The sequence below is a fragment of the Rhizobium sp. BT03 genome (assembly GCF_030053155.1).
In the GTDB taxonomy this organism is placed as follows: domain Bacteria; phylum Pseudomonadota; class Alphaproteobacteria; order Rhizobiales; family Rhizobiaceae; genus Rhizobium.
Map to the genome: position 1 here is coordinate 296,796 of NZ_CP125644.1, position 23,096 is coordinate 319,891.

Here is a 23,096-nt window from a genome sequence, read left to right on the forward strand (position 1 = left end):
GACGCTGCCACCGCTGTATCGGCGCCGTACAGCGATGCACCGTCGAAGGCGGGGAGGGGAATCATGCGATTTCCTCTTCGAGGATCTTCACCGGCCGGTCCCACTGGATGAGCACGACACAGCCGGTATCGCTCCAGACCGAATGCTCGCTGCCGGGTGCATTGACGATATAACTGCCGCTGGCGTAATCGCCCGTCTCGTCGGATTGAATTCCATCGAGCACCAGGATGGTCTCAAGCCCCTCGTGGCGATGGCGGGGGACGGAGGCGCCGGGCTTATATTTCAACAGCGCCACACCGGGCTGATCGCCCTCGAAGGGGCGAATCCAGTGAATGGTGACATTTTCGCGGAAAGAGCCGAATTCCAATTCCTTCCAGCCGCCTGATGTCAGCAGTTCGCGGGTCGTTTCAGGCATTGGCAATGCTTTCCAGAATGTCGTCGACATGGGCGGTCCAGCCGACGATAGCGCCCTGGGCGCGGATCATGGCGATGGCTGCGGCTTTGAATTCTGGGAAATAGCTTTCCGTCGCCTCCTCGGCGAGCAGGCATTCATAGCCGCGGTCGTTTGCTTCGCGCATCGTCGTCTGCACGCAGACTTCGGTAGTGACGCCGGCAAAGACGAGCTGACTGATGCCCTTCTGCTGCAAAATGGCGCCAAGCTCGGTCGCGTAAAAGGCGCCCTTGCCGGGTTTTTCGATGATGATTTCCCCCTTCAAAGGAGCAAGTTCCGGAAGAATTGCCGTGCCGGGTTCGCCCGAAATCAGGATGCGGCCCATCGGGCCTTCGTCGCCGATCCTGAGCGAAGGATTGCCGCGGTCGCGTTTCGCCGGCGGCAGGTCGGACAGATCAGGTCGATGGCACTCCATCGTATGGATCACAGGCAGGCCGGCATTGCGGAAGCCCTGGATGAGGCGTTTGACATCCGGCACGATCCTGGTGATGCGGCTGACATCGTTGCCAAGGCTTGCGCCGAAGCCGCCGGGCTCGGCAAAATCGCGCTGCATGTCGATGACGATAAGAGCGAGCTCATCGTGCTTCACCGGAAAGGCGAAAGGTTCGGCCCTGATCCCGACCATCAGTGATGCCCCGCCATGTGGGCGCCGATCACGCCGATATCGGCCGAACGCGCCGGCGTCTCGTAAACCAGCCTGCCTTCCGAAATGACCATGATGCGATCGGACATCTCGAGCAGTTCGTCGAGGTCTTCGGAGAGCAGCAGCACTGCAGCACCTGAATTGCGCGCCTTCATGATGCGGGCGCGGATTTCGGCAACGGCCGAAAAATCGAGGCCGAAACAAGGGTTGGAGACGATGAGCAGATCGACATTACCCGTCAGTTCGCGGGCCAGAACGGCACGCTGCACATTGCCGCCAGAAAGTGCTGCGATCGGCGAGGAGGAAGAGGCGGTCCTGACCTTGAAGTCGGAGATCAGCGCCGACGCCCGCTTCTTCATGCTGCCCCTGTTCAGCCAGATCGCGTCCTTGCCGTCCGGCTTCAAGTCGAAGGTGCGGAACGCAAGGTTCTCGCTCACCGTCATCTTCGGCGCGCAAGCATTCTGCAACGGCTCCTCAGGGATGAAACGCACCTTGTTCTTGCGGGTCTCGCCGCGGGTGGCGCCGTAGGCCTCGCCATTGACCATGATCCGGCCGGTATTCGTCGGGCGCTGGCCGGCGAGAATTTCCGTCAGCTCCTTCTGGCCGTTGCCCGATATGCCGGCGATGCCGACGATCTCGCCGGAGCGCACCATGAGTTCGTCGATTTCGATCGTTTTCAGGCCGGAACGATCCGGCGTTGTCACCCGGCTTACGGACAGCACCGGCCTTGCCGATTCCGCCACCGGCAGGCGGCTGTCGAGTTCGGCGAGCTTGACGTCGCCGATCATCATCGCCGCCATATCGGATGTGGAGAGCTCGCCAACCTTGCCGGTGCCGACCAGTTTGCCGCGCCGCAGGATCGAGACGGCGTCGGCGAATTTCGTCACTTCGTGGAATTTGTGAGAAATCATCAGCACGGTGAGTTCGCCGCGCCCGGTCATCCCGCGCACGATGCCGAGCATCTCGTCTGCCTCCACCGGCGTCAGCACCGAGGTCGGCTCATCGAGGACGAGGAAGGAGCGGCCGAGATAAAGCTGCTTGACGATTTCGAGCTTCTGCTTTTCGCCTGCGGCAAGCTGGCTCACCGGCCTGTCCAGCGGGATCTTGAACGGCATGCGCTCCATGAAGGCTGCCAGATCCTTGCGTTCCCCGGCCCAGTTGATCACCGCGGGTACTTCGGCGCGGCTGATCACCAGGTTTTCCGCGCCGGTCAGCGAGGGAACCAGTGTGAAATGCTGGTAGACCATGCCGAGGCCGTAGGTCGCGGCATCCCTGGGTGAGCCGATCGCCACCTCGCGGCCGTCGACCGACAGCGAGCCCGACGTCGCGTGATAAAAGCCCATGATACATTTGACAAGCGTCGACTTGCCGGCGCCGTTTTCGCCAAGAAGCGCGTGAAAAGAGCCGGCCGGAACGGCGATCGAGACGTTATCGAGCGCGGTAAAGCTGCCGAAGCGCATGGTCATCCCCAGCGTATCGATACCGATCGCCTTGCCTGCCTTGGGAAGGGGCGTGTCGCGAACGGTGCTCATGGCAGCTGGCTCACAAGGGCTTCGGAGTTGGAGACCGAGCCAAAGACGCCGCCCTGCATCTTCACCATCTTGATGGCGGCGAGGTGGTTTCCATAGTCGGTCGCCCCACAGCAGTCCTCCAGCAGCAGGCATTCGTAGCCGCGGTCGTTCGCTTCGCGCATCGTCGTCGAGACGCAGACATCGGTGGTGATTCCCGTGAGGATGATGTTCTCGATGCGCTTCTGGTTGAGGATGAGCTCAAGATCGGTGGCGCAGAACGAACCCTTGCCTGGTTTGTCGATGATCGTCTCGCCTTCGATCGGGTAGAGTTCGGGGATGATGTCCCAGCCGGGTTCGCCGCGGGTCAGGATGCGGCCACAGGGGCCGGGATCGCCGATGCCGGCGCCGATCCGCTGCGAGCGCCAGCGTTTGTTGGCGGGCAGATCGGCAAGGTCGGGGCGATGGCCCTCGCGCGTATGGATGATGTGGTAACCCTTGGCCCGCATGGCGGCAAGCACGCGCTGAATGGGTTCGATCGGCGCCTGCACCAGCGACAGGTCGTAACCCATATGGTCGACATAGCCGCCCTTGCCGCAGAAATCCGTCTGCATGTCGATGATGATGAGGGCGGTGTTATCAGGCCTCAGAGCGCCGTTATAGGGCCACGGATAAGGATCGGCGTCGACAAAATGCCCCTTGGTTTCGACCATCGCGTCCATCATTCTCTCTCCTATTCCGCGGCAGATTTGTTGAGACGGCCAAGTCCGTTCATCACAAGTCCGTTCATCACAGGGCTCCGTTATTTCGTCAGCGACAGCGCGCCCGGCGCACCGGCGAGCGAGCGGGTGGGCGAAGAAGTGGCAATCAGGATGATCAGGGTGAGCACGTAAGGGGCAGCGTAGAACAGGTAGTAGCCTTGTGTGACACCGACCGATTGCAGCGCCGGGCCGAGCGCGCCGGCACCGCCGAACAGCAGGGCGGCGAGGAAGCAGCCGATCGGGTTCCAGCGCGCGAAGATCACGAGGGCCACGGCCATCAGGCCCTGGCCCGATGAGATGCCTTCGTTCCATGAGCCCGGATAGTAGAGCGAAAGATAGGCGCCGCCGATCGCCGCCAGCGAGCCGCCCGCGGCCGTCGCCAGCAGGCGAACCCGATCCGGGTCGATGCCCATGGCCCGGGCCGCGTCGGTGCTGTCGCCGACGACGCGCAGGATCAGGCCGATGCGGGTGTTCTTGAAGGCCCAAAACAGGAAGAGAGCAAGGGCTGCGCCGATGAAGAACAACACGTTGATATTGAGGGCCGCCTGTACCTGCGGCATGGTCGACCAGCTTCCGAGCGCGATCGAGGGCAGTTTCGGCGCCACCGGCTGGATGAAGGATTTGCCGAGGAAGAACGCCATGCCGAGACCGAACTGCATCATGGCGATGCCGATGGCGATGTCATTGACTTTGGGGAATTTGCAGACCCAGCCGTGAATGAGGCCGAAGATCGCGCCTGCCATCATGGCGACCAGCACGCCGAGGGTCGGTGAGCCAGTCATCACGGCCATCGCATAGGCCGTCATGGCGCCGAAGACCAGCGTGCCTTCCAGGCCGAGATTGATGCGGCCGGAGCGTTCGGTGATCGTCTCGCCGAGGCTGACGAAGATGAACGGGGTGGAAACGCGGATGGCGCCTGCGAAGATCGCCAGCGGCACGCCCCAGATGCCGATGCCTGTCTCTTCCATCAGAGGCTCCTTTTCCAGAGATCGGGATTGAAGATCTTGAAGCGGCCGTAGAAGGTCTCGCAGAAAAGAATGACGATGAAGAGCGTTCCCTGCAGCACCAGAACGGTCGCATCCGGCAGGCCCATGCGCCGCTGGATGAGGCCGCCCGAGGCATCGATGCCGCCGAGCAGGATCGCCACTGGAATGATCGCCAGCGGATTGTGCCTGGCGAGGAAAGCGACGAGGATGCCGGTATAACCGTAGCCTGCAGCAAGCGAAGCATTGGCACTTCCCTGTACCGCCGCCACTTCGATCATGCCCGCCAGACCGGCAAAGCTGCCGGCAAGTGCGGTAAATCCCGCGATCAGCTTGCCGACCGGCAGCCCCTGGATCTGCGCGGCGCGCACGTTGCCGCCGGCGATGCGGGCGGCAAAACCGTAGCTCGTCGCCTCGATCACGATCCAGGAGACCATGCAGGCGAGGATGCCGATGACGAGACCCCAATGCACGTCCATGCCGGGAATATTGCCGAGCATGTATTCCGCCGGCAGCGGCCTGGTCGATGGCTTGTTGAGGCTTGCCGGATCGCGGAGCAGCCCTTCGACGAACTGGTTCATCAGGGCAATGGCGATATAGGAGAGCAGCAGCGACGATATGGTTTCGTTGACGCCGCGGTAGTGGCGCAGGAAACCGGCAAGACCGATCCAGATGCCGCCGACCACCATGGCCGCCATCGCCATCAGAACGAGGGTGAGGAAGACCGGCGCCGTGCCGGCGAGCGGCATAGCCATGGCTGCTGCAGTAACGCCGCCCAGCACGACCGCTCCTTCCCCGCCGATGATGACGAGGCCGAGACGGGCGGGCAGGGCGACGCAGAGTGCCGTCAGGAGAAGGGGTGCGGCACGGCTGAGACTGTTTTGCACCGAGAACCAGCTGGCAAAGCCGCCGGTGTACATCAGTTGGAAGAGGGTGGCCGGTGACTTGCCGACCGCCAGGATGAAGAGGGAGAAGATCGCAAGACCGATGATGATGGCCGTAAGCCCGATGACGATCGGCTCGGCTCGCCGCGCGGTCCATTCGAGGACCGGGCGCAGCGAAGCCGGCTTTCCCACGATCGATAGTGCAGGATCATTGGCCTCGATGGTCATGGCGCTTCTCCCCTCGCGGTTTACGCTGTGGACCCGACAACGCCCTCGACCAGATAATTCATGCTTTCGAGCTCGATCGCGTCTTCGGCGTAGCTCTTGTCGGCAGTCACGACGGTGTCGCCCTTGTTGTCCTTCAACGGTCCCTTGAAAACCGAGAAACCGCCCTTCATCATGTCCGCCTGCGTGGCTTCGAAGGCCTTGCGGCCCTCCGCCGACACGCCGGGGCCGAGCGCGCTCATCTTGACGAAGCCGTCCTTGAGGCCGCCGCGCACGAAGTTGCCGAGCTTTTTGCCGGCCTGGGCCTTTTTGACGAAGTCGCTGTAGACGTTGCCCCAGGCCCATTCGGCGCCGGTGAGGTATTTTTCAGGAGCAAGCGGGCTCTGGTTGGCGTGATAGCCGCAGACGAAGGCGCCGCGGCCCGCGGCCGTCTCGACGACCACTTTTGGGCTGTCGACGTGGCAGGTGATGACGTCGGCGCCCTGGTCGACCAAGGCGTTGGTGGCTTCGGCCTCCTTGACGGCGAGCGACCACTCGCCGGTGAAGATCACCTGGCAGGTGATCGTAGGATCGACTGTGCGCGCGCCGAGCAGGAAGGCGTTGATATTCTGCAGAACCTGCGGGATCGGCTTGGCGGCGACGAAGCCGATCTTCTTGCTCTTCGTCGCATGGCCGGCGGCGATGCCGTTCAGATACTGGCCCTGGAATATATAGCCGAAATAGGAGCCGGTATTGGCCGGATGTTTGCCTTCCTGCCAGAGGCCGCCGCAATGGCGGAACTGAACGTCGGGATGCTTAGCGGCCATGGCCAGCATGTGTGGGTCGAAATAGCCGAAGGAGGTCGGAAAGAGCAGGGTTGCACCGTCGAGATTGATCATCGACTCCATGGTCTTCTGGACATCGACGGTCTCCGGCACATTCTCTTCTTCGACCAGCGTCACGCCCGGCAGCGCTTTGACCACCGCCGCGCCCTCCGCATGTGCCTGGTTGTAGCCGTAATCGTCCTTGGGGCCGACATAGATGAAGCCGATTGTCAGCGCGGTTTGGGCCGCTGCGGGGGAGCCGATCAGGCCCGGCATGGCGCCGGCGAGCGCTCCGGCAGCGGAAGCCTGCAGAAAATTGCGGCGATTCATGGAAAGGAGTTTGGTCATTGGAATGCTCCTTGGGGCGTTGGGCCGGTTGCGAAACAGGATAGTAAAGTGCATGCAATGCACATGCCAAAAGGCAAATTATTGTTTTCTATATATTATTCTTGAAACGACAATCTATTGCGTTTAAAGTGCATGCAGATCTATCACAGTAACGCACAATAAATAATCATGGTACTTTTTATGCCTAATTTAACTGCGGAGTCAGCGTGCCACCAGCTGTGATAGACTGCGCCTTGCATCAGAAAGTGAAAACCTAACAATATCTTCCCCACGTAGTTTGACTTATCGAGTGCCGAGCGGCATCTGTATGCAGAGTGTTGACGTGAGCAGATTCGCATCGTGAAGCAAGCCAGACGCAGAGAAGTCATCCGCACCGGAACCACCGTTGAACAGATGGTGAGGGCGATTTCCGACATGATCGTCACAGGCGAAATCCTGCCGGGTGGAAAGCTGGATGAGGTGTCGCTTGCTGTTCGTTTCGACGTTTCGCGCACGCCGGTCAGGGAAGCGCTGCGTGAACTCAGCGCCATGGGATTGGTTGCACGTGAACCAAACCGCAGCGCCGTCGTTACCAATGTCACCGAGGCCTATCTGCATTCGATGTTCGAGGCGATGGCGGAACTCGAAGCAATCTGCGCCAGGCTCTCGGCCGAGCGTATGACGGTCGATGAGCGGCGGGCGCTGGAACTGGATCATCGGGGATCGGTGAAGCTCGTGCATGCCGGCGCGGAAGAGGAATATTCGGCCCACAACACCGAATTTCACACCCGGCTTTATCGCGGCGCGCATAACGATCATATCTTCGAGATGGTGACTCAGACGCGGGCGCGGCTCGCGGCTTTTCGGCGGGCGCAGTTCCGTCTGCCTGGGCGCCTGGCGAAATCCTATGAAGAGCACGGCCGCATCGTGACCGCAATCATGCGCGCGGACGCCGCCGCCGCGGGGCAGGCGGCATATTCCCACGTGGAAATTGTCAGCGATGCCAGCGCGGTATTTGCAACGGCCGAGGAATAGGCAGACCGCGACCGGTCAATTACCCCGATTGCTTCCCGGTCTATTCCGCGGCTTCAATGAAACGGTGGCGCTCGTAGAGGAACTTCAGCACGGCCTCCCGGCATTTGAGATATGTCCTGCTGGAGGCGAGTTCGATGCGATTGCGGGGACGGGACATGGTCACATTGAGCACTTCGCCGATGCCGGCCGCCGGGCCGTTGGTCATCATCACGATGCGGTCGGAGAGCAGCACCGCCTCATCGACGTCATGCGTGATCATCACCATCGTGTTGCCGAGCCGGGCGTGGATTTCCATCACGGCGTCCTGAAGATGGGCGCGGGTCAGCGCATCCAGCGCGCCGAAAGGCTCGTCGAGCAGCAGGATCTTCGGCTCCATTGACAGCGCACGGGCAATGCCGACACGCTGTTTCATGCCGCCGGAAATTTCCGAAGGCCTCTTGTCCCTGGCATGCGCCATTTGCACAAGGTCGAGGTTGGCCATGACCCAGTCATGCCGCTCGGCCTTGGTCTTTGTTCGGTTGAAGAGTTTGGAGACGGCGAGATTGACGTTCTCGTAAACCGTCAGCCAGGGCAGCAGCGAGTGGTTTTGGAAAACGACGGCGCGTTCGGGACCGGGTCCGTTGACCTCACGGTTTTCGAGGAGCACGGCGCCTGAAGAAACCGGGGTCAGGCCGGCGATCAGATTGAGCAGGGTGGATTTGCCACAGCCCGAATGGCCGATGATCGAGACGAATTCGCCCTCTGATATCGTCAGGTTGATGTCCTTCAGGACTTCGGCGCGCACGCCGCTGCGATCGAAATGTTTGTCGATATGATCGAGCTTCAAATAGGCATTCATCGGGACGGTCCTTAGTTGGCGGTGGCGCCGCGCGTGATGAGTTTGCCGAGCGCAGCCACCAGCTTGTCGAGGGCAAAACCGACGATGCCGATATAGGCGAGCGCGACGATGATGTCGGGAAGGCGCGACGAGTTCCACGCGTCCCAGATGAAGAAGCCGATGCCGACGCCGCCGGTCAGCATTTCGGCTGCAACGATGGCGAGCCAGGAGAGGCCGACGCCGATCCTGAGGCCGGTGAAGATGTAGGGCGCCGCCGAAGGCAGCATGATCTTCCAGAAAAACTCGAGCTGGTTGAGCCGCAGCACTTCGGCGACGTTGCGATAGTCCTGCGGAATATTGCGGACGCCGACGGCGGTGTTGATAATCACCGGCCAGATCGAGGTGATGAAGATAACGAAGATTGCGGAAGGGTTGGAATCCTGGAAGGCTGCGAGCGATAGCGGCAGCCAGGCGAGTGGCGGAACCGTTCGCAGCACCTGGAAGATCGGATCGAGACCGCGCATTGCCCAGACCGATTGGCCGATGATCGCCCCGATGATAACCCCGGTGACGGCGGCAAGGCCAAAGCCATACAGCACGCGCTGCAGCGAAACGAGCACGCGCCAGCCAAGCCCGATATCCTGAGAGCCGTTGTTGAAGAACGGATAGGCGATCAGGTCGTAGCTCTCCTGCCAGACCCGATGCGGCGAGGGCAGAGAGGCATCCGGCGATGAACAGAGCACCTGCCAGACGAGCAGGACGAGTACCAGCACGACGACTGGCGGAACGACGTTGCGAAACGCGGCGCTTGCCGCACGACCAAAATCGATCCGTGATCCGTGCTTGCCGGAAAATGGCAGAACCTTTGCCGCCGGCATGGCAGCGGCGGCAGTGGAGAGATTTTCTTTACTTGCCAGGGCGGGCATCGACGCGCTCCTCACGGGAATGAAAGGCCGGCGCGCCCGCGGCGCGCCGGAGGCGAGATCAGGAGACGGCCTTGATCGAAAGGCTGTCGAGATAGGCGGAGGGATTTTCGGGATCGAAAACCTTGCCGTCAAAGAAGGTCTCCTTGCCGCGGGAAGACGATGCCGGGATGTCGGCTGCAGCAACGCCGAGATCCTTGGCGGCCTCGCGCCAGACGTCCTCGCGGTTGACCTGGTTGACCAGCGCCTTGACGTCGGTTGTACCAGGCAGATTTCCCCAGCGGATGTTTTCCGTCATGAACCAGGTGTCGTGGCTCTTGAACGGATAGGAGGCGCCGTCTTTCCAGAACTTCATATAGAGGTCGGTGGCCTTGGCCTCGCGGCCGTTGCCATAATTGATGTCGCCCTTGAGGCGGCCGAGCACGTCCTTGGTTGGAACGTTGAACCATTGGCGCTTGCCGAGGATATCGGCCATCTCCGCCTTGTTATCCATGCTCTCACACCACTGCTGAGCCTCCATGACAGCCATCAGCAGCGCCTTGGCAGCATTGGGATTCTTTTCGATCCATTCGGCGCGCAGCCCCAGCGCCTTTTCGGGATGACCCTTCCAGAGCTCGCCGGTGGTCGCCGCGGTGAAGCCGATGCCCTGGTTGACGAGTTGCTCGTTCCACGGCTCGCCCACACAGAAGACGTCCATGTTGCCCACCTTCATATTGGCAACCATCTGCGGCGGCGGCACGACGATGGTCGAAACGTCCTTGTTCGGGTCGATGCCGCCGGCGGCGAGCCAATAGCGGATCCAGAGATCGTGGGTGCCGCCCGGGAAGGTCATGGCGGCCTTGATCTCCTTGCCCTCAGCCTTCTTTTTCTCGAAGGCGGCCTTCAGCTTGGAGGCATCGAGCTGCACGCCGGTTTCGGCATATTCCTTGGCGACGGAAATGCCCTGGCTGTCGAGGTTGAGCCGGGCGAGGATCGCCATCGGCACCGGCTTGTTGTTCTGGGTCACCTTGCCGGTATGCATGAGATAGGGCAGCGGCGAGAGGATATGGGCACCGTCGATGCCGTTTGCTGCGCCGCCCAGCACGAGATTGTCGCGGGTCGCACCCCAGGAAGCCTGTTTGGCCACATCCGTTTCCGGAAGTCCATGCTTGTCGAAAAAGCCCTTTTCTTTAGCGATGATCAGCGGCGCGGAATCCGTGAGAGCGATAAAGCCGAGCTTGACGCCCTTCACTTCGGGGCCTGTCCCGGCGGCGAAGGCGCCGGACGGAAAGGCAGTCTTGACGGCGCCGATGAGGGCAGCCGTCGCGGTCGTCTTGAGCATGCTGCGGCGGGTAATGCCGGTTGTCGAAATCCCAGTCGTCGAAATCTTTTTCATCTGCAGGTTCCCCTCTGCTGGCTGAATTCGAACGCAAAAAAACGCCGCCGGAATTTACGTCCAGGGATGGGAGTATCCTGGAGTGCAAAGACCTTGCGACGTCGGTGTCTGTGTAGGCGCTTATGCCGCGCCTATCCGCGCCGGTCGCCGTTGACCGATGCGCCTTAGAACCTGCAATCAGCGTGCCAATCCTGAAAGCGGCCGATAACCGCCTGAATCAACAGGAGATATTTCGCAAATCTGCGTTTGATTATATTTTAGGCATCAGTTCGATGTGATAATACTTTAGGCGATCACTGCTATGCTCGCAGTCGTGAATGCGCCTATTTGTGCAATGCACACGCGCCGTTTCGGTTGCCCGGCTGGGACCAGCAAGCCGAAATCATCGCTCCAATCATGGATCTTGCCGAAAAGGGCGGAGAGGCTTTGGCAAAAATGCCGATGGCCACGCCCGCTGCCAGATGGTTAGCGGGGACGATCCGCGCCGGCGAGAGATCACCGCTGTCTCGTCACGCCGGAACGAGGTGGCCGCGTGAAATTTGCTCGATCGTCGTCACGCCGAGCAGGGCCATATTGCTATGGAGCTCTGATTTTAGGATGTCTGCCGCCCTCAATACGCCAGGCAGACCGGCAACGGCCGCCGCATAAAGGAACGGCCGCCCGACAAACACGAAACGTGCCCCCAGCGCCAAAGCCTTGATGATATCGGTTCCGCGGCGAAAGCCGCCGTCGATCATGATTGGGATCCTGTCGCCCAGACGTTCCACGATCTCGGGAAGCGCCGCGAGCGGAGAGATGGCGCCATCGAGCTGGCGGCCACCGTGATTGGAGACGATCACCCCGTCGGCCCCTGTCTCGGCGGCACGCACCGCATCGTCCGGATGAAGAATGCCCTTGACGATCAGCTTGCCGCTCCAGCGGTTGCGGATGCGCTCGAGATGGCTCCAGTTCAGATGGTCTCTTCGGCCAAAGTCCCGCGTAATGTTCGAGGCGATGATGGGCGCGCCTCTGGTTGCATAGGAGTTTTCAAAATGCGGGATGCCGTGGCGGGCGATCGTGCGCAAAAATGTCCCGATGGTCCATTGCGGGTGCGAGACACCCTGCCAGGCCAAAGCGAGGCTGGGCCGCAGAGGCGTCGAGAAGCCCGCCCGGATATTGTTTTCCCGGTTCGGGAGCGTGGCCGTATCGACGGTCAGCAACAAGGTGCCAAAGCCTGCCGCAGCAACGCGGTCCACCAGCGCATCGATGCGCTCGGGCTCACCGGGAAGGTAGGCCTGGAACCAGGTCGCGGGCGCGGCAGCAACAACCTCTTCGAGCCGGATGAGCGAGGATCCGCTCATGATCATCGGAATCCCGACCTGCGCTGCGCCGGCGGCAAGAACAATGTCGCCGCGATAGGCCATGAGCGCGCTGATCCCCATTGGGGCGATACCGAAGGGTGCGGCATAGGCCTGACCGAATAAGGTCGTTGCCGTGCTTCGCGTTGATACGTCCTGGAGAACACGCGGTCGAAACGCATAAGCCTGAAAGGCTTCGACATTCTTTCGCAGCGATGCGTTGGTTTCGCTTCCACCGGAAATATAGCCGTAGAGCGGCTTTGGCAGATGCCGTTTTGCCTTTGGCTCGAAGTCATCGAGGCAGAGCATAGCCTGCGCCAGCCGGGTCGACCGACGGGTGTCAAGGCTGCTTACTTTCATGAGCTTGCTCCACTGGATTACAGGCGAATTTGTTTCCTTGGAGAGGGCGGTAAATCCCATTGCATCCACCGCTGCCGACTGTCAGCCTCCCCGCAGCTTCAATCTTCGCTTGCCTCGAATGCTTCCTTGCGACCCTTCCGAATGGACGGAAATATCAAGGTAACCAGCATACCGGCGGTAATCAACAGACCGCACGATATGCTAGCGCTCGAAGGGTTCTCCGAGCGAAGCGACACCGTTCAGTTTCAGCAGGCGACGGTCGGCGGAGATGATGCCGAGCACGATGATCGTGACGAGATAGGGCAGGCTCGACAGCAGCTGCGAGGGAACGTCCAGTCCGGTTGCCTGGGCCGCAAGCCCCATCAGCGAGACTGCGCCGAAGAGGCAGGCGCCGAGAAAAATGCGACCGGTAAGCCAGGTCCCGAAGACGACGAGGGCGATGGCGATCCAGCCGCGTCCGGCGATCATCCCGTCAGCCCAGAGCGGTGTGTAGACGACCGCCGCATAGGCGCCGGCGAAGCCGGCCATCGCGCCGCCGAAGGCGATGGCGAGGATACGGACCGATATCACCGAATAGCCGATGGCGTGGGCGGCCTTCGGGTTCTCGCCGACGGCGCGGACGACGAGACCAAGCTTGGTGTAGGCAAGTATGGCCCAAAGGGCGAGGGTCGCGGCGAGCGAAATCCACACGACAATGTCCTGGACGAAAAGGCCGCCGATGACAGGCAGTTCCGACAGCGCTGGAAGAGCAAGCTTTGGAAGGCCCTTGACCGTCAGGCTTTCATAGGTCTTGCCGAAGAGGGCTGAGAGGCCTTGGCCAAGAATGCCGATGGCGAGGCCGGCAGCCACCTGGTTTGCCCGGAACCCGAGCGTGACAAAGGCAAAGAGCAGGGAAAGGGCGGCGCTGCCGAGCCCTGCGACGATGAAGCCGAGAAAATGTCCGCCGCCATGATAAACGACGATGAAGGCGAGCACGGCGCCAAGGGCCATCAATCCCTCGACCCCGAGGTTGAGGACACCGGCGCGCTCGGCCACCAATTCGCCGAGTGCCGCCAGAAGAAACGGTGTCGCAGCCGCAAGCATGCCGGCAAGAATGAACTCGATGGCGTTCATGGCAGGCTCCGCTGGGCGGTGCGATGCCATTCAAGACGGTAGCGCACGAAGGCGACGGCGATCAGGTAGGCGAGCAGCAGACTACCCTGGAAGACACGGACGGCGGCGATCGGCAGACTGGCCGAGACCATGGCATTGTCGCCGCCGATATAGATAACCGCCATGACCAGCGCCGAGATCACGATGCCGATGGGATGCAGACCGCCGAGATAGGCGACGATGATGGCCGCATAACCGTAGCCGCTCGCGACCGAACGCTGCAGCTGGCCGAGCGGACCGGCAACTTCGGCGGCGCCGGCAAGACCGGCAGCAAAACCGCCGATCAGCAGCGAAAGCCAGATCGCCCAACCTTCCCTGAAGCCGGCGTAACCGGCAGCCCGCGGCGCCAGGCCGCCGACCTGCAGTTTGTAGCCCATAAAGCTCTTCTGCATGAAGACCCAGGCCGCAACCGACAAACCGAGGGTGATGAGGAAGGAGACGTTGACGCGAGTGCCGGTAATCAAGGTCGGCACCATCGCGTCGTACTGGAACATCACCGACTGGGGGAAATTAAAGCCGTTCGGATCCTTCCAGGGCCCGAGCAGCAGATAGTTCAACAATTGCGCGGCAACGAGGCTCAGCATCAGTGAAACGAGGATCTCATTGGCATTGAGGCGCACGCGCCAGAAGGCGGTGAGGGACGCCCAAATCGCGCCGCCGATGGCGCCGAGCAGCAGCATCGCCGGCCAGATCCACTGACCCGACGCCTGGGGAAACCAGACCGGAATGGCGGAGGCGAAGATCGCCCCAAGGATAAACTGGCCCTCGGCGCCGATATTGAAAACCTTGGCGCGAAAGCCGATTGCCAGCCCCTGGGCGATGAGGAGGAGGGGTCCGGCCTTTAAGAGAACTTCCGAAAATGAAGCCCAGGAGAGGAAGGGCTCGAAAAGCATCGCATAGACGACCGCGGCGGGGTCGCGGCCCATCAAGACGTAAAGGCCGAGATTCAGTGCGATCGCACCCCCGAGCGCGACGACGGGGGCGCCCAAGGCCGCGGCCAGCGAGGCGCGCTCCCGGCGGACCAGAGTGGGAAGGGAAGTAGGGAACCAGACGCTCATTATTGAACTTTCTCAGGCGAGGTATCTGCCCCGATCATGTATCGGCCGATCTCCTCGGGCTTGGTGTCCCGCGTTGCAAGCGGCGGGCTGAGCCGGCCGTGATGCAGCACCTGGATGCAATCGCAGAGTTCGAACAGTTCTTCCAGCTCCTCTGAGATGACGAGGATCGCCATGCCCTGATTGCGCAATGCGACCAGGCGGCTGCGAATAGCGGAGGCAGCTCCGACATCAACGCCCCAGGTCGGCTGCGCCACGAAAAGCAATTTCGGAGACAGCATTATTTCGCGGCCGACGATGAACTTCTGCAGGTTGCCGCCGGACAGGGTGGCGGCTTCCGCATCCGGGCCGGATGTGCGGACATCATACTGGCGGATACAATCCTTGGTGAACGTCATCGCCCGTGCCCTTTCGATGAGACCACGCCGTAAAAGCTTGAGCGGATGGGCCGTCAGCAGGCTGTTGAGGACGAGCGACATTTCGGGCACGGCGCCGCGTCCGAGCCGGTCTTCGGGAACGAAGGCAAATCCGAGCTGCCGCCGCGCGGCGGCATCGAGCCTGCCGACATCCATTCCCATCATGTAGATCCGGTCGCGTTGGTCACGCCCCAGCATGGTCTCGCCTGAAATCAGCGCGGCAAGCTCACTTTGGCCGTTGCCCGAAACACCGGCGATCCCGAGGATTTCGCCGGCACGCACCTCGAGGCTGAGGCTGGAGAGCGGCACCGCAAAGGGATCGTCGAGCCGGTGGTCCAAACCAATGATCTCCAGCCGCTTTTCCCCGCCAGACAGCGGCAGCGCCGAGATAGGTGTGGGCATATCGCGGCCGATCATCATCCGTGCAAGGTCATGGGCATCGTGCTCGCGCGGATCGACATCCCCGGTCACGCGTCCGCCGCGCAGGATCGTCGCGCGGTCACAGATTGCCCGAATTTCTTCGAGCTTGTGGGAAATCAGCAGGATGGAAACGCCGCCATCGCGCAGCCGACGCAGGGTGTCGAAGAGCTTCTCCACCAATTGCGGCGGCAGGACCGAGGTGGGCTCGTCAAGGATCAGCAGCTGCGGATTGGCCATCAGGCTTCGGATGATCTCCACCCGTTGCCGCTCGCCGACGGACAGCGCATGCACATGGGCAAGCGGATCGACTTCAAGGCCGAACTCCCGTCCAAGCGCCCGGATACGTTCCTTGAGATCGGCTTTGCGACCCGGCACCATCAGCTGAATATTCTCGATGACCGTCAAGGTCTCGAACAGCGAAAAGTGCTGGAAGACCATGCCGATGCCCCTGCGTCGCGCCTCCGCGGGGGAGGCGAGGCGCAAGGGAATTCCTTCCCAGACGATATCTCCGTCGTCCGGCTGCTCGACACCGTAGATCAGCTTCATCAGCGTCGATTTTCCCGCCCCGTTTTCACCGAGGATCGCATGGATCGATTGCGGGGCCACGTCCAGATCGATTGCCTGATTGGCGTGGGTCTGGCCGTAGCTTTTCGAAATGCCGCGCAGCGACAGGAGCGGAGTGGTCATGAATTATTTCGGCAGCGGCGTCGAGACGCCCTTGACGTGCCAATTCATGGCGATGATCTCGGGGTCGGTCATGGTTGCGCCCGAGGCGGCACCTTCGCTGCCGTCAGCCTTGGTGATCGGGCCGGTGAAGGGCGAGAAGCTGCCGTCGGCGATCTTTGCCTCGACCTCTTTGATCTTGGTCATCACGTCGGCCGGAATATCCGGGTTCCAGTCGACCACTTCGACGACCTTGTCGGCGACGCCGAGGAACGCATTGGCCCCCTTGAACGTACCGGCGAGATGGGCATCGACCGAAGCCTTGAAGAAGGGCGACCAGTCCGTCGAGATGCAGCCGAGATAGGTTTTCGGCGCATACTTCTTCATCGAGGAGTTGAGGTTGAAGGCGTAGACGCCGGCGTCTTCACAGGCCGAGATGACGGATGGCGTATCCTGGGCGTTGGAGAAGATCACGTCGCATTTCTGCGCGATCAGCGCCTTGGCCGCCTCCTGCTCCTTGGCCGGGTCGAACCAGGAATTGACCCAGACGACCGAGACTTCGATATCCGGCTTGACCGCCTGGGCGCCGAGCGTAAAGGCGTTGATGGAGGTGATGAGCTCAGGGATCGCAAAGGCCGAAACGGAGCCGAGCTTGCCGGTCTTGGAAAGTGCTGCCGCGGCCATGCCGAGCAGATAGGTGCCCTGGAAATATTTGGCGGCGAACGGCGAGAAATTGGGAGCAACCTGGAAGCCGGAGGCATGCAGGACCGTCACGCTCGGATCACGGCGGGCGATCTGCAGGGCCCCGTTCTGATAGCCGAAGGAACCGGCGATCAGGAACTTGTTTCCGTCGGCGACGGTCTTGGTCATGATGCGGTCGGCGTCCGGGCCTTCGGCGATATTCTCAAGCACGGTGACCTTCACCTTGTCACCGTAAGCGGCCTTGATCGGCTCGAGGCCGGCGGCCAGGGCGTGCCCCCAGCCGACATCGCCGATCGGCGAAGGGACGACCAGCGTGATGCCGAGCGGCTGGTCGGCGGCGAAAGCAAGGCGGCTGCCGAGCGCGCCGGCAAGGCCGGTGGCGGCAGCGGCCGTCATCAGGTTTCTGCGGGTCAGTTTGGTCATGTTCTCAGTTCCCTCTTTTGGCTTTTTAAAATTCTACGGCGGATAGTGCGGCCTCGGCGTCGGCTGACAGTTTGGCCTCGTCGAGACCGGGGAATTCCCCGTTCTGCCAGACGATGCGGCCATTGATCATCGTCATATCGGTCGCCATGCCGATGCCGACGCGGGCAATCAGGCTCAACGGATCGTGCCGCGTACCGACATAATCCATGCGACGCGTGTCAATCGCAAACAGGTCGGCTGCCATGCCGGGCGCCAGCCGGCCGATGTCGCGCCTGCCGAGCAGGCTCGCACCGCCTGTCGTGCCGTAGCCGAGGAAATCGACGGGCGGCGGCACGGGATGGGCGCGGCTGGAAGATACCAGGCACTGCAGCATATAGGCGGAGTGCAGGCAGTGCATCAGGTTGGAATTGTCGTTGGAGGCAGCCCCGTCGCAGCCAAGGCCGATGCGCAGGCCGAAGGCGGCCATGGCGGGAATGTCGGTGACCTCGGCGCCGACAAGATAAACCGGTTCGGGGCAGTGCGCGACGCCGGTGCCGCTCGCCGCCATCGTCCTGAGCTCGTCGTGGGTCAACTCCCAGCAATGGGCATAGAATGTGTCGGGGCCGGCAAAGCCGAGTTCTTCCAGATAGTCGACGGTGCGCGCGCCATGGCGAGCCTGAATGACCGGGCTTTCGCCCTCGCCGACATGGGTGTGCATCATGACGCCGCGATCACGCGCCAGCGCCACCGATTCCGCAAAGGTCTCGCGATAGCAATTCACCGGCTGGCAGGGCGCCACCACGACCTGGCGCATACTGAACGGCTTGGCATCGTGGTAAGTGTCGATCAGCCGGGCGCAGTCGGCGATAAATTCGTCGGTCGTTTCCAGCATCTCGTCGGGAATGGTCGAGCCCTGCGACTTCGGCAGCGTATTGCCGCCGCGGCCGGCATGGAAGCGCATGCCGAACAGTTCGGCGGCCTCGAACTGGCGGTCGATCAGCCGCTTCCCGGCGTGGCGGGGGAAATTGTATTGGTGGTCGAAGGCCGTGGTACAGCCATGTTTGATCATCTCGGCCATCGCCGTGACGGAGGAGTGGTAAAAACACTCCTCATTGAGCTGCGAAAAGATCGGGTAGATCCGGTCCAGCCACTCGATAACCGAAAGCTTCGTCCAGTCGAGATCAGCGCGATTGCGCACGAAGCATTGGAAAAAATGATGATGGGTGTTGACGAGGCCGGGATAGACGAACCAGCCGGCGGCATCCTGAACGGTCGTGCCGGCAGGCAGCGCGTCCGCCGCCAGATTTTCACCGATCGCCACAATCGCCGAACCGTCGGTCAGGAGGTCGACATGGCGACGGACGACCGGTCCCTTGCCCTCGTCGACGATCACGGCCGCGCAGTTCTTCAGGAGATAGCCGGTCATGTCATGCCTCGCCCGGTTCTTCGATATGGGGTTCGGGCTTCAATTCGTGCAGCCGGTGAATACCCGGCATTTCGATAAACCTGTCGAGGGCGCGCAGTGCACGGGACCAGAGCCGGATCGCAGGATAGGAATCCAGCGTCACGCCCCCATCGGGCGCCAGCGCCACATAGGGAAAGCAGGCGATGTCGGCAATTGTCGGCCGGTCGGCGGCAAGGAAGCGCATGCCGCGAAGACCCTGCTCGACGAGCCCGGCCTCAAGCTCGCGAAGTGCGGCGATGCCCTGGGCCTGCAGCCCGCCGATATCGCCCGGCCGCAGCAGCATTTCATAAAGCCGCGCACCGCCGAGGCTTGCCGTCAGCCGGCCGGAGAAGGACAGCCATTGCTGCACCTTTGCCGCTTCCTCGGCCTTGCCGCTGCCAAGCCATTCGGGTGCTGCCTTGGCGGCGAGATAGACGAGGATCGCCGACGACTCGGTCAGGATCAGATCGCCATCCTCCAGGATCGGAATGGAGCCTGCCGGATTGAGGGCGAGAAGCTCCGGGCCGCGATGCTCGGCGCCGGGATGGAAATCCACCGGGCGGAGTTCAAGCTTTACGCCGGTCAGCGCTGCCATCAGGCGCACCTTGTAGCAACTGGGGGAGAGAATATAGTCGTAGAGCTTCATTGCGCCACCAGCTGCGCGCCATAGGTATAATTGTGGCGCTTCAGCCAGCGTCGGTAAGCGATCGATGTCAGATCGGCCCTCGTCGGGATTTCCATGCCGGGATCGAGCGGCAGCAACCGCGGGATCTGGTTTTCGAGGATCGAACGGTCCTGCAGGAAGATCGTCTGCTGGAAGTGGATGAGGTCGGTCATCGCGGTCTCGTCATCGAAAAGCGCCATCCACGGCCAGACGTCGCACAGGTCCTCGGCCAGCGGCTGCACGAAGAGCGTGATGACATCCCATTCATTCGGGCGTGGCGGGCAGGTCTTGTAGAGCACGGAGCAGGTCGGTGCCGGCACCCGGTACATGTACTCCGTGGTGATCCCGCCGCTTGCCGATTTGGCGGCCTGCGGCTGGTAGAATTTCACCTGCGTTGCCCAGACTTCATCTTCCTCCTCGCGGATCTCGACCTTGTAGTTCTGAACCTCGGTGTGCGGCTCTGCGCCGAGAATGTCGGTGTGGACGAAGGGGAAATGGGCGATGTCGAGGAAGTTCTCGACGGCGCGCAGGGGCGAGCAGCGCACGCGCACCACGCCGACGTCGACGAATCGGCGGCCGGGCTGGTCGGCCTCGGGGATCGGGAAAATATCCTTCCTCGGCTCGCCGAGCGAGGACCAGACATGGCCGTAACGCACGCGCACCGGCAGAACGCGGCCGTCGTCGCCCGTTACCCTCGCATTGCCATCGGCGTCGCTCGCCACGTCGATCGGCTCGCCCATCAGCCTCGTTTTGCGACCGGCGCTGTCGAGCTGACTGAAAAGCCCAACCGGATACCATTCGTCGATCATCGCCTGCATGCTCAACGCGCGATCTCCTTTTTCTGAAGATCTTCAGCCCGGCGCCGCAGACTTTCGGCAACCCGCGAAGCGCCGATGGCCGCAGTTGGGCCGAGGTCATCCTTCAGGAGCACATGGATCAGCGTCTGCCCGTCTTCTTGGGCGGATAATAACAGACAGAGGCTGCCGGTGGGTGCGTCGATCTCGACAAGACCGTCAGGGTTCGCCTTCACGCCGGCCGCCGCTTCAATCGCGGCAGTGCCTGCAAACGCCGTCAGCGAGCGCAGGGGAATGAGGCCATCAAGCCTCGGCGGCTTCGAAGTGGGCGTGCCCACGGCCACCCAGATCATGCTGCCCGCTTCCTCGACCTCATGGGTGGCGACACGGATGGTTTCTGGCGGCGCCAGCCCCGGATGGGCGGGAATGCGCAGACAGTTTCCGGCCTGGCCATAGCTCCAGCCGTGATAGATGCACGAAAGTGCCTCGCCGCGCACGAAGCCATGGGACAAGCGCATGCCGCGGTGCGGACAGCGATCCGCCGATGCCGATATACGCCCCGAAGCGCTGCGCCAGAGGGCAATCGATCCAGATGCCGTCCGGGCCGGCATGACGGTTGCCGCCGGCAGATCCCGGGAAAGGGCGACTGGCGTCCAAAAGCCGGTCGGATCGGATGGCATGACTAGACTTCCTGAACCATACTACGTTTTGTAGAACGATACGCTCAAGGCCTCACGTTTGCATAGTTTTTTCGCATTGGCAACAATGGTTAAATAATATGCATATCGCAAAAACCGCATTTGATGTCAGCCCGTTTCGCCGATCATCGCCGTGCGTTCTATGCTCTCGACCCATACGTCGATTGGCCCCAGTGAGCACCCCACCTCCATCATGTCGATCAAATCCTCCGGTCCTGAAAGCTCGAGTTCTATCCGCATTGAACTCGCATGAGATATGGTGTGCGAGAGCCCGAGCTTGGCCGCATGACGCCGGATCCACGGGATAAAGGACGCAGCCTTGAGATCACCGACAATCGTCATCCGCTCCTGAAGGTGGCTTGTATCTTGTCCCATGCTCGCCCTTGCTTTTCCAACACCATAGCGCCTGAATGAACTTGCGAAAGGGGTATCGTCGAAGCGAAGGTAGGCCGTCGGAGTTTGTTCTGCAAAAGACCGGCGACCTTCCACGATGCTGATAGGCTTTGTCGGTCGATCGAGAGGCTGGGCTTGTGATTGGTCGTTGCTGTGTTAACTAGCTGTCTTGCGATTTTCCGCGGCGGCTCAAGCTCGCGAAAAACCGGTATTCAATCATTGCACGATCGGACCCCGATGAAGAATGGACAGCAGGAAAAACGAGAGATGCCGTCATCGCAAGAGCGCCCGCGGTCGCTCGCGATCGGGCTTCTGCGTGCGCGCGAAGCGGTGATGAGCCATTTCCGGCCGATCCTGGCGGCGCACGACGTCACCGAACAGCAGTGGCGGGTGATCCGTGTTCTGTCCGAAGCGGGAACGCTCGATGCAAGCGAAGTGGCGGACAAGGCCTCGATCCTGGCGCCGAGCCTGACGCGCATGATCCGCTCGCTCGAGGAGCGCGGCTTCATCACCAAACACAAGGACAAGGCCGACGGCCGGCGGGTGCTGCTGCGGATTACGCCGACGGGGCGAGCAATGGTCGACGAAGTCATGCCGGAGAGCCTGAAGGTCTATGCCGATATCGGCGCGCGCTTCGGTGGCGAGCGGGTCGAGCAACTGTTGGACATGCTGGACGAGCTGACGGCGCTGAGGCTCGAAGGCGCGACCAGCGGTGAGGAGTGACGGCTTTACGTCCTTGTGCAAAGCCGCTTGATTAATGTGTTAAATATGTGATTGACGGCCAGCCCGGCCTGCGGCAGTCTTCAGCGGTGTTGACACTGTTGGGAGGCAGAGTTGGACCTGTTGCAGAACCGCAGCCTCGTCGATCGAGCATGGTCGCCGACGCCTTACGATCAATGGTCGGATGACCTTCACAACATCTGCGGGAATTTCAACGCGCACACGATGGAGCGCGGCGACAAGGTGACCGGCACGGCAAGCCGCATCGACGTCTGCGGTATGGAATTCGCCCATGTCTCCAACGACCTCGATTACGTCCATCGCGGCTGGGACGACATTCGCCGCGACGCTCACGAGCATCTGTTCCTGATCCTGCAGCTCGAGGGTGCCTGCGGCGTGGAGCATTCCGGCCGGCAGAACATCCTCGACGTCGGCGAATGCATCCTCGTCGATTCCACGCGCCCGACCACTTTCTTTTTCCGCGGCCACTTCTCCAATCATCTCTCCCTGCATCTGCCGCGGCAGTTGATGTATTCCGGCAGCAAGGTGGAATTCGATGTGGCCCGCAAGCTTGTCGCCGGCGATCCGATGGCAATGATGCTGCGCGCGCTGATCGCCAAGATGATGACGACGCCGGAAAGCGAGGCGGCCTCGCCGCATCTGCGCCAGCTGATGTTCGACACGACGCGACAGGCGTTTCTGTCGACCGACATCCAGACCGCAAGCCTGAATTCCCTGCATGACAACGCCGGCAGGCGCATGCAGATGGTCGATATACTGATCGACAAACACCTGACCGACAGCGATCTCAGCGCCAAATGGCTGGCGACGCGGCTCGGCGTTTCGATCCGCACGCTGCAGCAGGACTTCCAGGGACTGGGCATGACCTGCACCACCGTCATCCGCGACAAGCGCCTGCGCTTTGCACGCGAAAAGATCGAGCAGCTGAAGGAGCAGCGCCACGCCGGAACGATCGCCGAAGTCGCCTATTCCGCCGGCTTCAACGACATTTCCTATTTCAACCGCAGCTTCAAGGAACTGTTCGATTGTGCGCCGAGCGAGCTGCTGCGCGCCGGCGAAGCGGTGCCACGGATGGTCTGAAGCGCAATTTGCGCTTCCGTCCAAGACGAGGCGCGTTTCT

At 61.7% G+C, this 23,096-nt stretch carries 23 protein-coding genes; 3 read left to right on the forward strand and 20 right to left on the reverse strand.

Going from position 1 to position 23,096, the window contains the following annotated elements:
- Positions 1–61 precede the first annotated feature (61 nt).
- From QMO80_RS30940 to QMO80_RS30970, 7 genes are all read right to left on the reverse strand, one after another.
- Entirely contained in the window at positions 62–415 is a 354-nt protein-coding gene (locus QMO80_RS30940) for a cupin domain-containing protein (RefSeq protein WP_283201370.1), read from the reverse strand.
- Positions 408–1,076 (reverse strand): cysteine hydrolase family protein, encoded by a 669-nt coding sequence (locus tag QMO80_RS30945; RefSeq protein WP_283201371.1) that lies wholly within the window; start codon positions 1,074–1,076, stop codon positions 408–410. Before QMO80_RS30945 ends, QMO80_RS30940 begins: the two co-directional genes overlap by 8 nt.
- Complete coding sequence (locus QMO80_RS30950) at positions 1,076–2,626, reverse strand: ABC transporter ATP-binding protein (RefSeq protein WP_283201372.1); 1,551 nt, start codon at positions 2,624–2,626, stop codon at positions 1,076–1,078. The genes QMO80_RS30945 and QMO80_RS30950 overlap by 1 nt, the downstream gene beginning before the upstream one ends.
- Positions 2,623–3,324, reverse strand: coding sequence for a cysteine hydrolase family protein (locus tag QMO80_RS30955; RefSeq protein WP_283201545.1), 702 nt, complete (start codon positions 3,322–3,324; stop codon positions 2,623–2,625). Before QMO80_RS30955 ends, QMO80_RS30950 begins: the two co-directional genes overlap by 4 nt.
- Positions 3,325–3,404: 80 nt before the next feature.
- Positions 3,405–4,331, reverse strand: a complete 927-nt coding sequence (locus QMO80_RS30960) for an ABC transporter permease (RefSeq protein WP_283201373.1) — start codon at positions 4,329–4,331, stop codon at positions 3,405–3,407.
- Positions 4,331–5,458, reverse strand: coding sequence for an ABC transporter permease (locus tag QMO80_RS30965; RefSeq protein WP_283201374.1), 1,128 nt, complete (start codon positions 5,456–5,458; stop codon positions 4,331–4,333). The genes QMO80_RS30960 and QMO80_RS30965 overlap by 1 nt, the downstream gene beginning before the upstream one ends.
- Positions 5,459–5,478: 20 nt before the next feature.
- Positions 5,479–6,606 (reverse strand): BMP family ABC transporter substrate-binding protein, encoded by a 1,128-nt coding sequence (locus tag QMO80_RS30970; protein ID WP_283201375.1) that lies wholly within the window; start codon positions 6,604–6,606, stop codon positions 5,479–5,481.
- A 339-nt stretch (positions 6,607–6,945) separates the two neighbouring features.
- Here QMO80_RS30970 and QMO80_RS30975 point away from each other — a divergent pair, with 339 nt between their 5' ends.
- Positions 6,946–7,620 carry a GntR family transcriptional regulator gene (locus QMO80_RS30975; protein WP_283201376.1) on the forward strand — a complete coding sequence of 225 codons (675 nt, stop codon included), beginning with the start codon at positions 6,946–6,948 and terminating at the stop codon, positions 7,618–7,620.
- 40 nt (positions 7,621–7,660) lie between these two features.
- On the opposite strand, the gene QMO80_RS30980 is transcribed toward QMO80_RS30975, so the two are convergent.
- The 13 genes from QMO80_RS30980 to QMO80_RS31040 form a co-directional block, all read right to left on the reverse strand.
- A complete protein-coding gene (locus QMO80_RS30980; RefSeq protein ID WP_283201377.1) occupies positions 7,661–8,458 on the reverse strand; it encodes an ABC transporter ATP-binding protein in 798 nt (265 codons plus the stop codon).
- Positions 8,459–8,469: 11 nt separating this feature from the next.
- Positions 8,470–9,363, reverse strand: coding sequence for a nitrate ABC transporter permease (gene ntrB, locus QMO80_RS30985; RefSeq protein WP_283201378.1), 894 nt, complete (start codon positions 9,361–9,363; stop codon positions 8,470–8,472).
- 58 nt (positions 9,364–9,421) lie between these two features.
- A complete protein-coding gene (locus tag QMO80_RS30990) occupies positions 9,422–10,735 on the reverse strand; it encodes a CmpA/NrtA family ABC transporter substrate-binding protein (protein WP_071092113.1) in 1,314 nt (437 codons plus the stop codon).
- A 509-nt stretch (positions 10,736–11,244) separates the two neighbouring features.
- The gene (locus QMO80_RS30995; RefSeq protein ID WP_283201546.1) at positions 11,245–12,432 is read right to left on the reverse strand and encodes an alpha-hydroxy acid oxidase; all 1,188 of its coding nucleotides are present in this window, start codon (positions 12,430–12,432) and stop codon (positions 11,245–11,247) included.
- A 201-nt stretch (positions 12,433–12,633) separates the two neighbouring features.
- Positions 12,634–13,545 carry an ABC transporter permease gene (locus tag QMO80_RS31000; RefSeq protein ID WP_283201379.1) on the reverse strand — a complete coding sequence of 304 codons (912 nt, stop codon included), beginning with the start codon at positions 13,543–13,545 and terminating at the stop codon, positions 12,634–12,636.
- A complete protein-coding gene (locus tag QMO80_RS31005) occupies positions 13,542–14,642 on the reverse strand; it encodes an ABC transporter permease (protein ID WP_283201380.1) in 1,101 nt (366 codons plus the stop codon). The genes QMO80_RS31000 and QMO80_RS31005 overlap by 4 nt, the downstream gene beginning before the upstream one ends.
- The gene (locus tag QMO80_RS31010) at positions 14,642–16,162 is read right to left on the reverse strand and encodes an ABC transporter ATP-binding protein (protein ID WP_283201381.1); all 1,521 of its coding nucleotides are present in this window, start codon (positions 16,160–16,162) and stop codon (positions 14,642–14,644) included. The genes QMO80_RS31005 and QMO80_RS31010 overlap by 1 nt, the downstream gene beginning before the upstream one ends.
- Positions 16,163–16,165: 3 nt before the next feature.
- Positions 16,166–17,263 carry a BMP family ABC transporter substrate-binding protein gene (locus QMO80_RS31015; protein ID WP_283201382.1) on the reverse strand — a complete coding sequence of 366 codons (1,098 nt, stop codon included), beginning with the start codon at positions 17,261–17,263 and terminating at the stop codon, positions 16,166–16,168.
- Between the two features lie 25 nt (positions 17,264–17,288).
- Positions 17,289–18,668 carry an amidohydrolase gene (locus QMO80_RS31020; protein ID WP_283201383.1) on the reverse strand — a complete coding sequence of 460 codons (1,380 nt, stop codon included), beginning with the start codon at positions 18,666–18,668 and terminating at the stop codon, positions 17,289–17,291.
- Between the two features lies 1 nt (position 18,669).
- Positions 18,670–19,332, reverse strand: a complete 663-nt coding sequence (locus QMO80_RS31025; protein ID WP_283201384.1) for a glutathione S-transferase family protein — start codon at positions 19,330–19,332, stop codon at positions 18,670–18,672.
- Positions 19,329–20,174, reverse strand: coding sequence for an aromatic ring-hydroxylating dioxygenase subunit alpha (locus tag QMO80_RS31030; RefSeq protein ID WP_283201385.1), 846 nt, complete (start codon positions 20,172–20,174; stop codon positions 19,329–19,331). Before QMO80_RS31030 ends, QMO80_RS31025 begins: the two co-directional genes overlap by 4 nt.
- The gene (locus QMO80_RS31035) at positions 20,171–20,824 is read right to left on the reverse strand and encodes a Rieske (2Fe-2S) protein (protein ID WP_283201386.1); all 654 of its coding nucleotides are present in this window, start codon (positions 20,822–20,824) and stop codon (positions 20,171–20,173) included. Before QMO80_RS31035 ends, QMO80_RS31030 begins: the two co-directional genes overlap by 4 nt.
- 126 nt (positions 20,825–20,950) lie before the next feature.
- Positions 20,951–21,217, reverse strand: coding sequence for an acylphosphatase (locus QMO80_RS31040; RefSeq protein WP_283201387.1), 267 nt, complete (start codon positions 21,215–21,217; stop codon positions 20,951–20,953).
- A gap of 255 nt (positions 21,218–21,472) precedes the next feature.
- Here QMO80_RS31040 and hpaR point away from each other — a divergent pair, with 255 nt between their 5' ends.
- Positions 21,473–21,958: a homoprotocatechuate degradation operon regulator HpaR gene (hpaR, locus tag QMO80_RS31045; protein ID WP_283201388.1), complete on the forward strand. Its 486-nt coding sequence runs from the start codon at positions 21,473–21,475 to the stop codon at positions 21,956–21,958.
- Between the two features lie 111 nt (positions 21,959–22,069).
- The gene (locus QMO80_RS31050) at positions 22,070–23,056 is read left to right on the forward strand and encodes a helix-turn-helix domain-containing protein (RefSeq protein ID WP_283201389.1); all 987 of its coding nucleotides are present in this window, start codon (positions 22,070–22,072) and stop codon (positions 23,054–23,056) included.
- Positions 23,057–23,096 lie beyond the last annotated feature (40 nt).

Bases quoted from the DNA above. Each gene is read 5' to 3' on its own strand.
- QMO80_RS30940 (WP_283201370.1), bottom strand. From the start codon at position 415: ATGCCTGAAACGACCCGCGAACTGCTGACATCAGGCGGCTGGAAGGAA.
- QMO80_RS30945 (WP_283201371.1), bottom strand. From the start codon at position 1,076: ATGGTCGGGATCAGGGCCGAACCTTTCGCCTTTCCGGTGAAGCACGAT.
- QMO80_RS30950 (WP_283201372.1), bottom strand. From the start codon at position 2,626: ATGAGCACCGTTCGCGACACGCCCCTTCCCAAGGCAGGCAAGGCGATC.
- QMO80_RS30955 (WP_283201545.1), bottom strand. From the start codon at position 3,324: ATGGACGCGATGGTCGAAACCAAGGGGCATTTTGTCGACGCCGATCCT.
- QMO80_RS30960 (WP_283201373.1), bottom strand. From the start codon at position 4,331: ATGGAAGAGACAGGCATCGGCATCTGGGGCGTGCCGCTGGCGATCTTC.
- QMO80_RS30965 (WP_283201374.1), bottom strand. From the start codon at position 5,458: ATGACCATCGAGGCCAATGATCCTGCACTATCGATCGTGGGAAAGCCG.
- QMO80_RS30970 (WP_283201375.1), bottom strand. From the start codon at position 6,606: ATGACCAAACTCCTTTCCATGAATCGCCGCAATTTTCTGCAGGCTTCC.
- QMO80_RS30980 (WP_283201377.1), bottom strand. From the start codon at position 8,458: ATGAATGCCTATTTGAAGCTCGATCATATCGACAAACATTTCGATCGC.
- ntrB (WP_283201378.1), bottom strand. From the start codon at position 9,363: ATGCCCGCCCTGGCAAGTAAAGAAAATCTCTCCACTGCCGCCGCTGCC.
- QMO80_RS30990 (WP_071092113.1), bottom strand. From the start codon at position 10,735: ATGAAAAAGATTTCGACGACTGGGATTTCGACAACCGGCATTACCCGC.
- QMO80_RS30995 (WP_283201546.1), bottom strand. From the start codon at position 12,432: ATGAAAGTAAGCAGCCTTGACACCCGTCGGTCGACCCGGCTGGCGCAG.
- QMO80_RS31000 (WP_283201379.1), bottom strand. From the start codon at position 13,545: ATGAACGCCATCGAGTTCATTCTTGCCGGCATGCTTGCGGCTGCGACA.
- QMO80_RS31005 (WP_283201380.1), bottom strand. From the start codon at position 14,642: ATGAGCGTCTGGTTCCCTACTTCCCTTCCCACTCTGGTCCGCCGGGAG.
- QMO80_RS31010 (WP_283201381.1), bottom strand. From the start codon at position 16,162: ATGACCACTCCGCTCCTGTCGCTGCGCGGCATTTCGAAAAGCTACGGC.
- QMO80_RS31015 (WP_283201382.1), bottom strand. From the start codon at position 17,263: ATGACCAAACTGACCCGCAGAAACCTGATGACGGCCGCTGCCGCCACC.
- QMO80_RS31020 (WP_283201383.1), bottom strand. From the start codon at position 18,668: ATGACCGGCTATCTCCTGAAGAACTGCGCGGCCGTGATCGTCGACGAG.
- QMO80_RS31025 (WP_283201384.1), bottom strand. From the start codon at position 19,332: ATGAAGCTCTACGACTATATTCTCTCCCCCAGTTGCTACAAGGTGCGC.
- QMO80_RS31035 (WP_283201386.1), bottom strand. From the start codon at position 20,824: ATGCCATCCGATCCGACCGGCTTTTGGACGCCAGTCGCCCTTTCCCGG.
- QMO80_RS31040 (WP_283201387.1), bottom strand. From the start codon at position 21,217: ATGGGACAAGATACAAGCCACCTTCAGGAGCGGATGACGATTGTCGGT.
- hpaR (WP_283201388.1), top strand. From the start codon at position 21,473: ATGAAGAATGGACAGCAGGAAAAACGAGAGATGCCGTCATCGCAAGAG.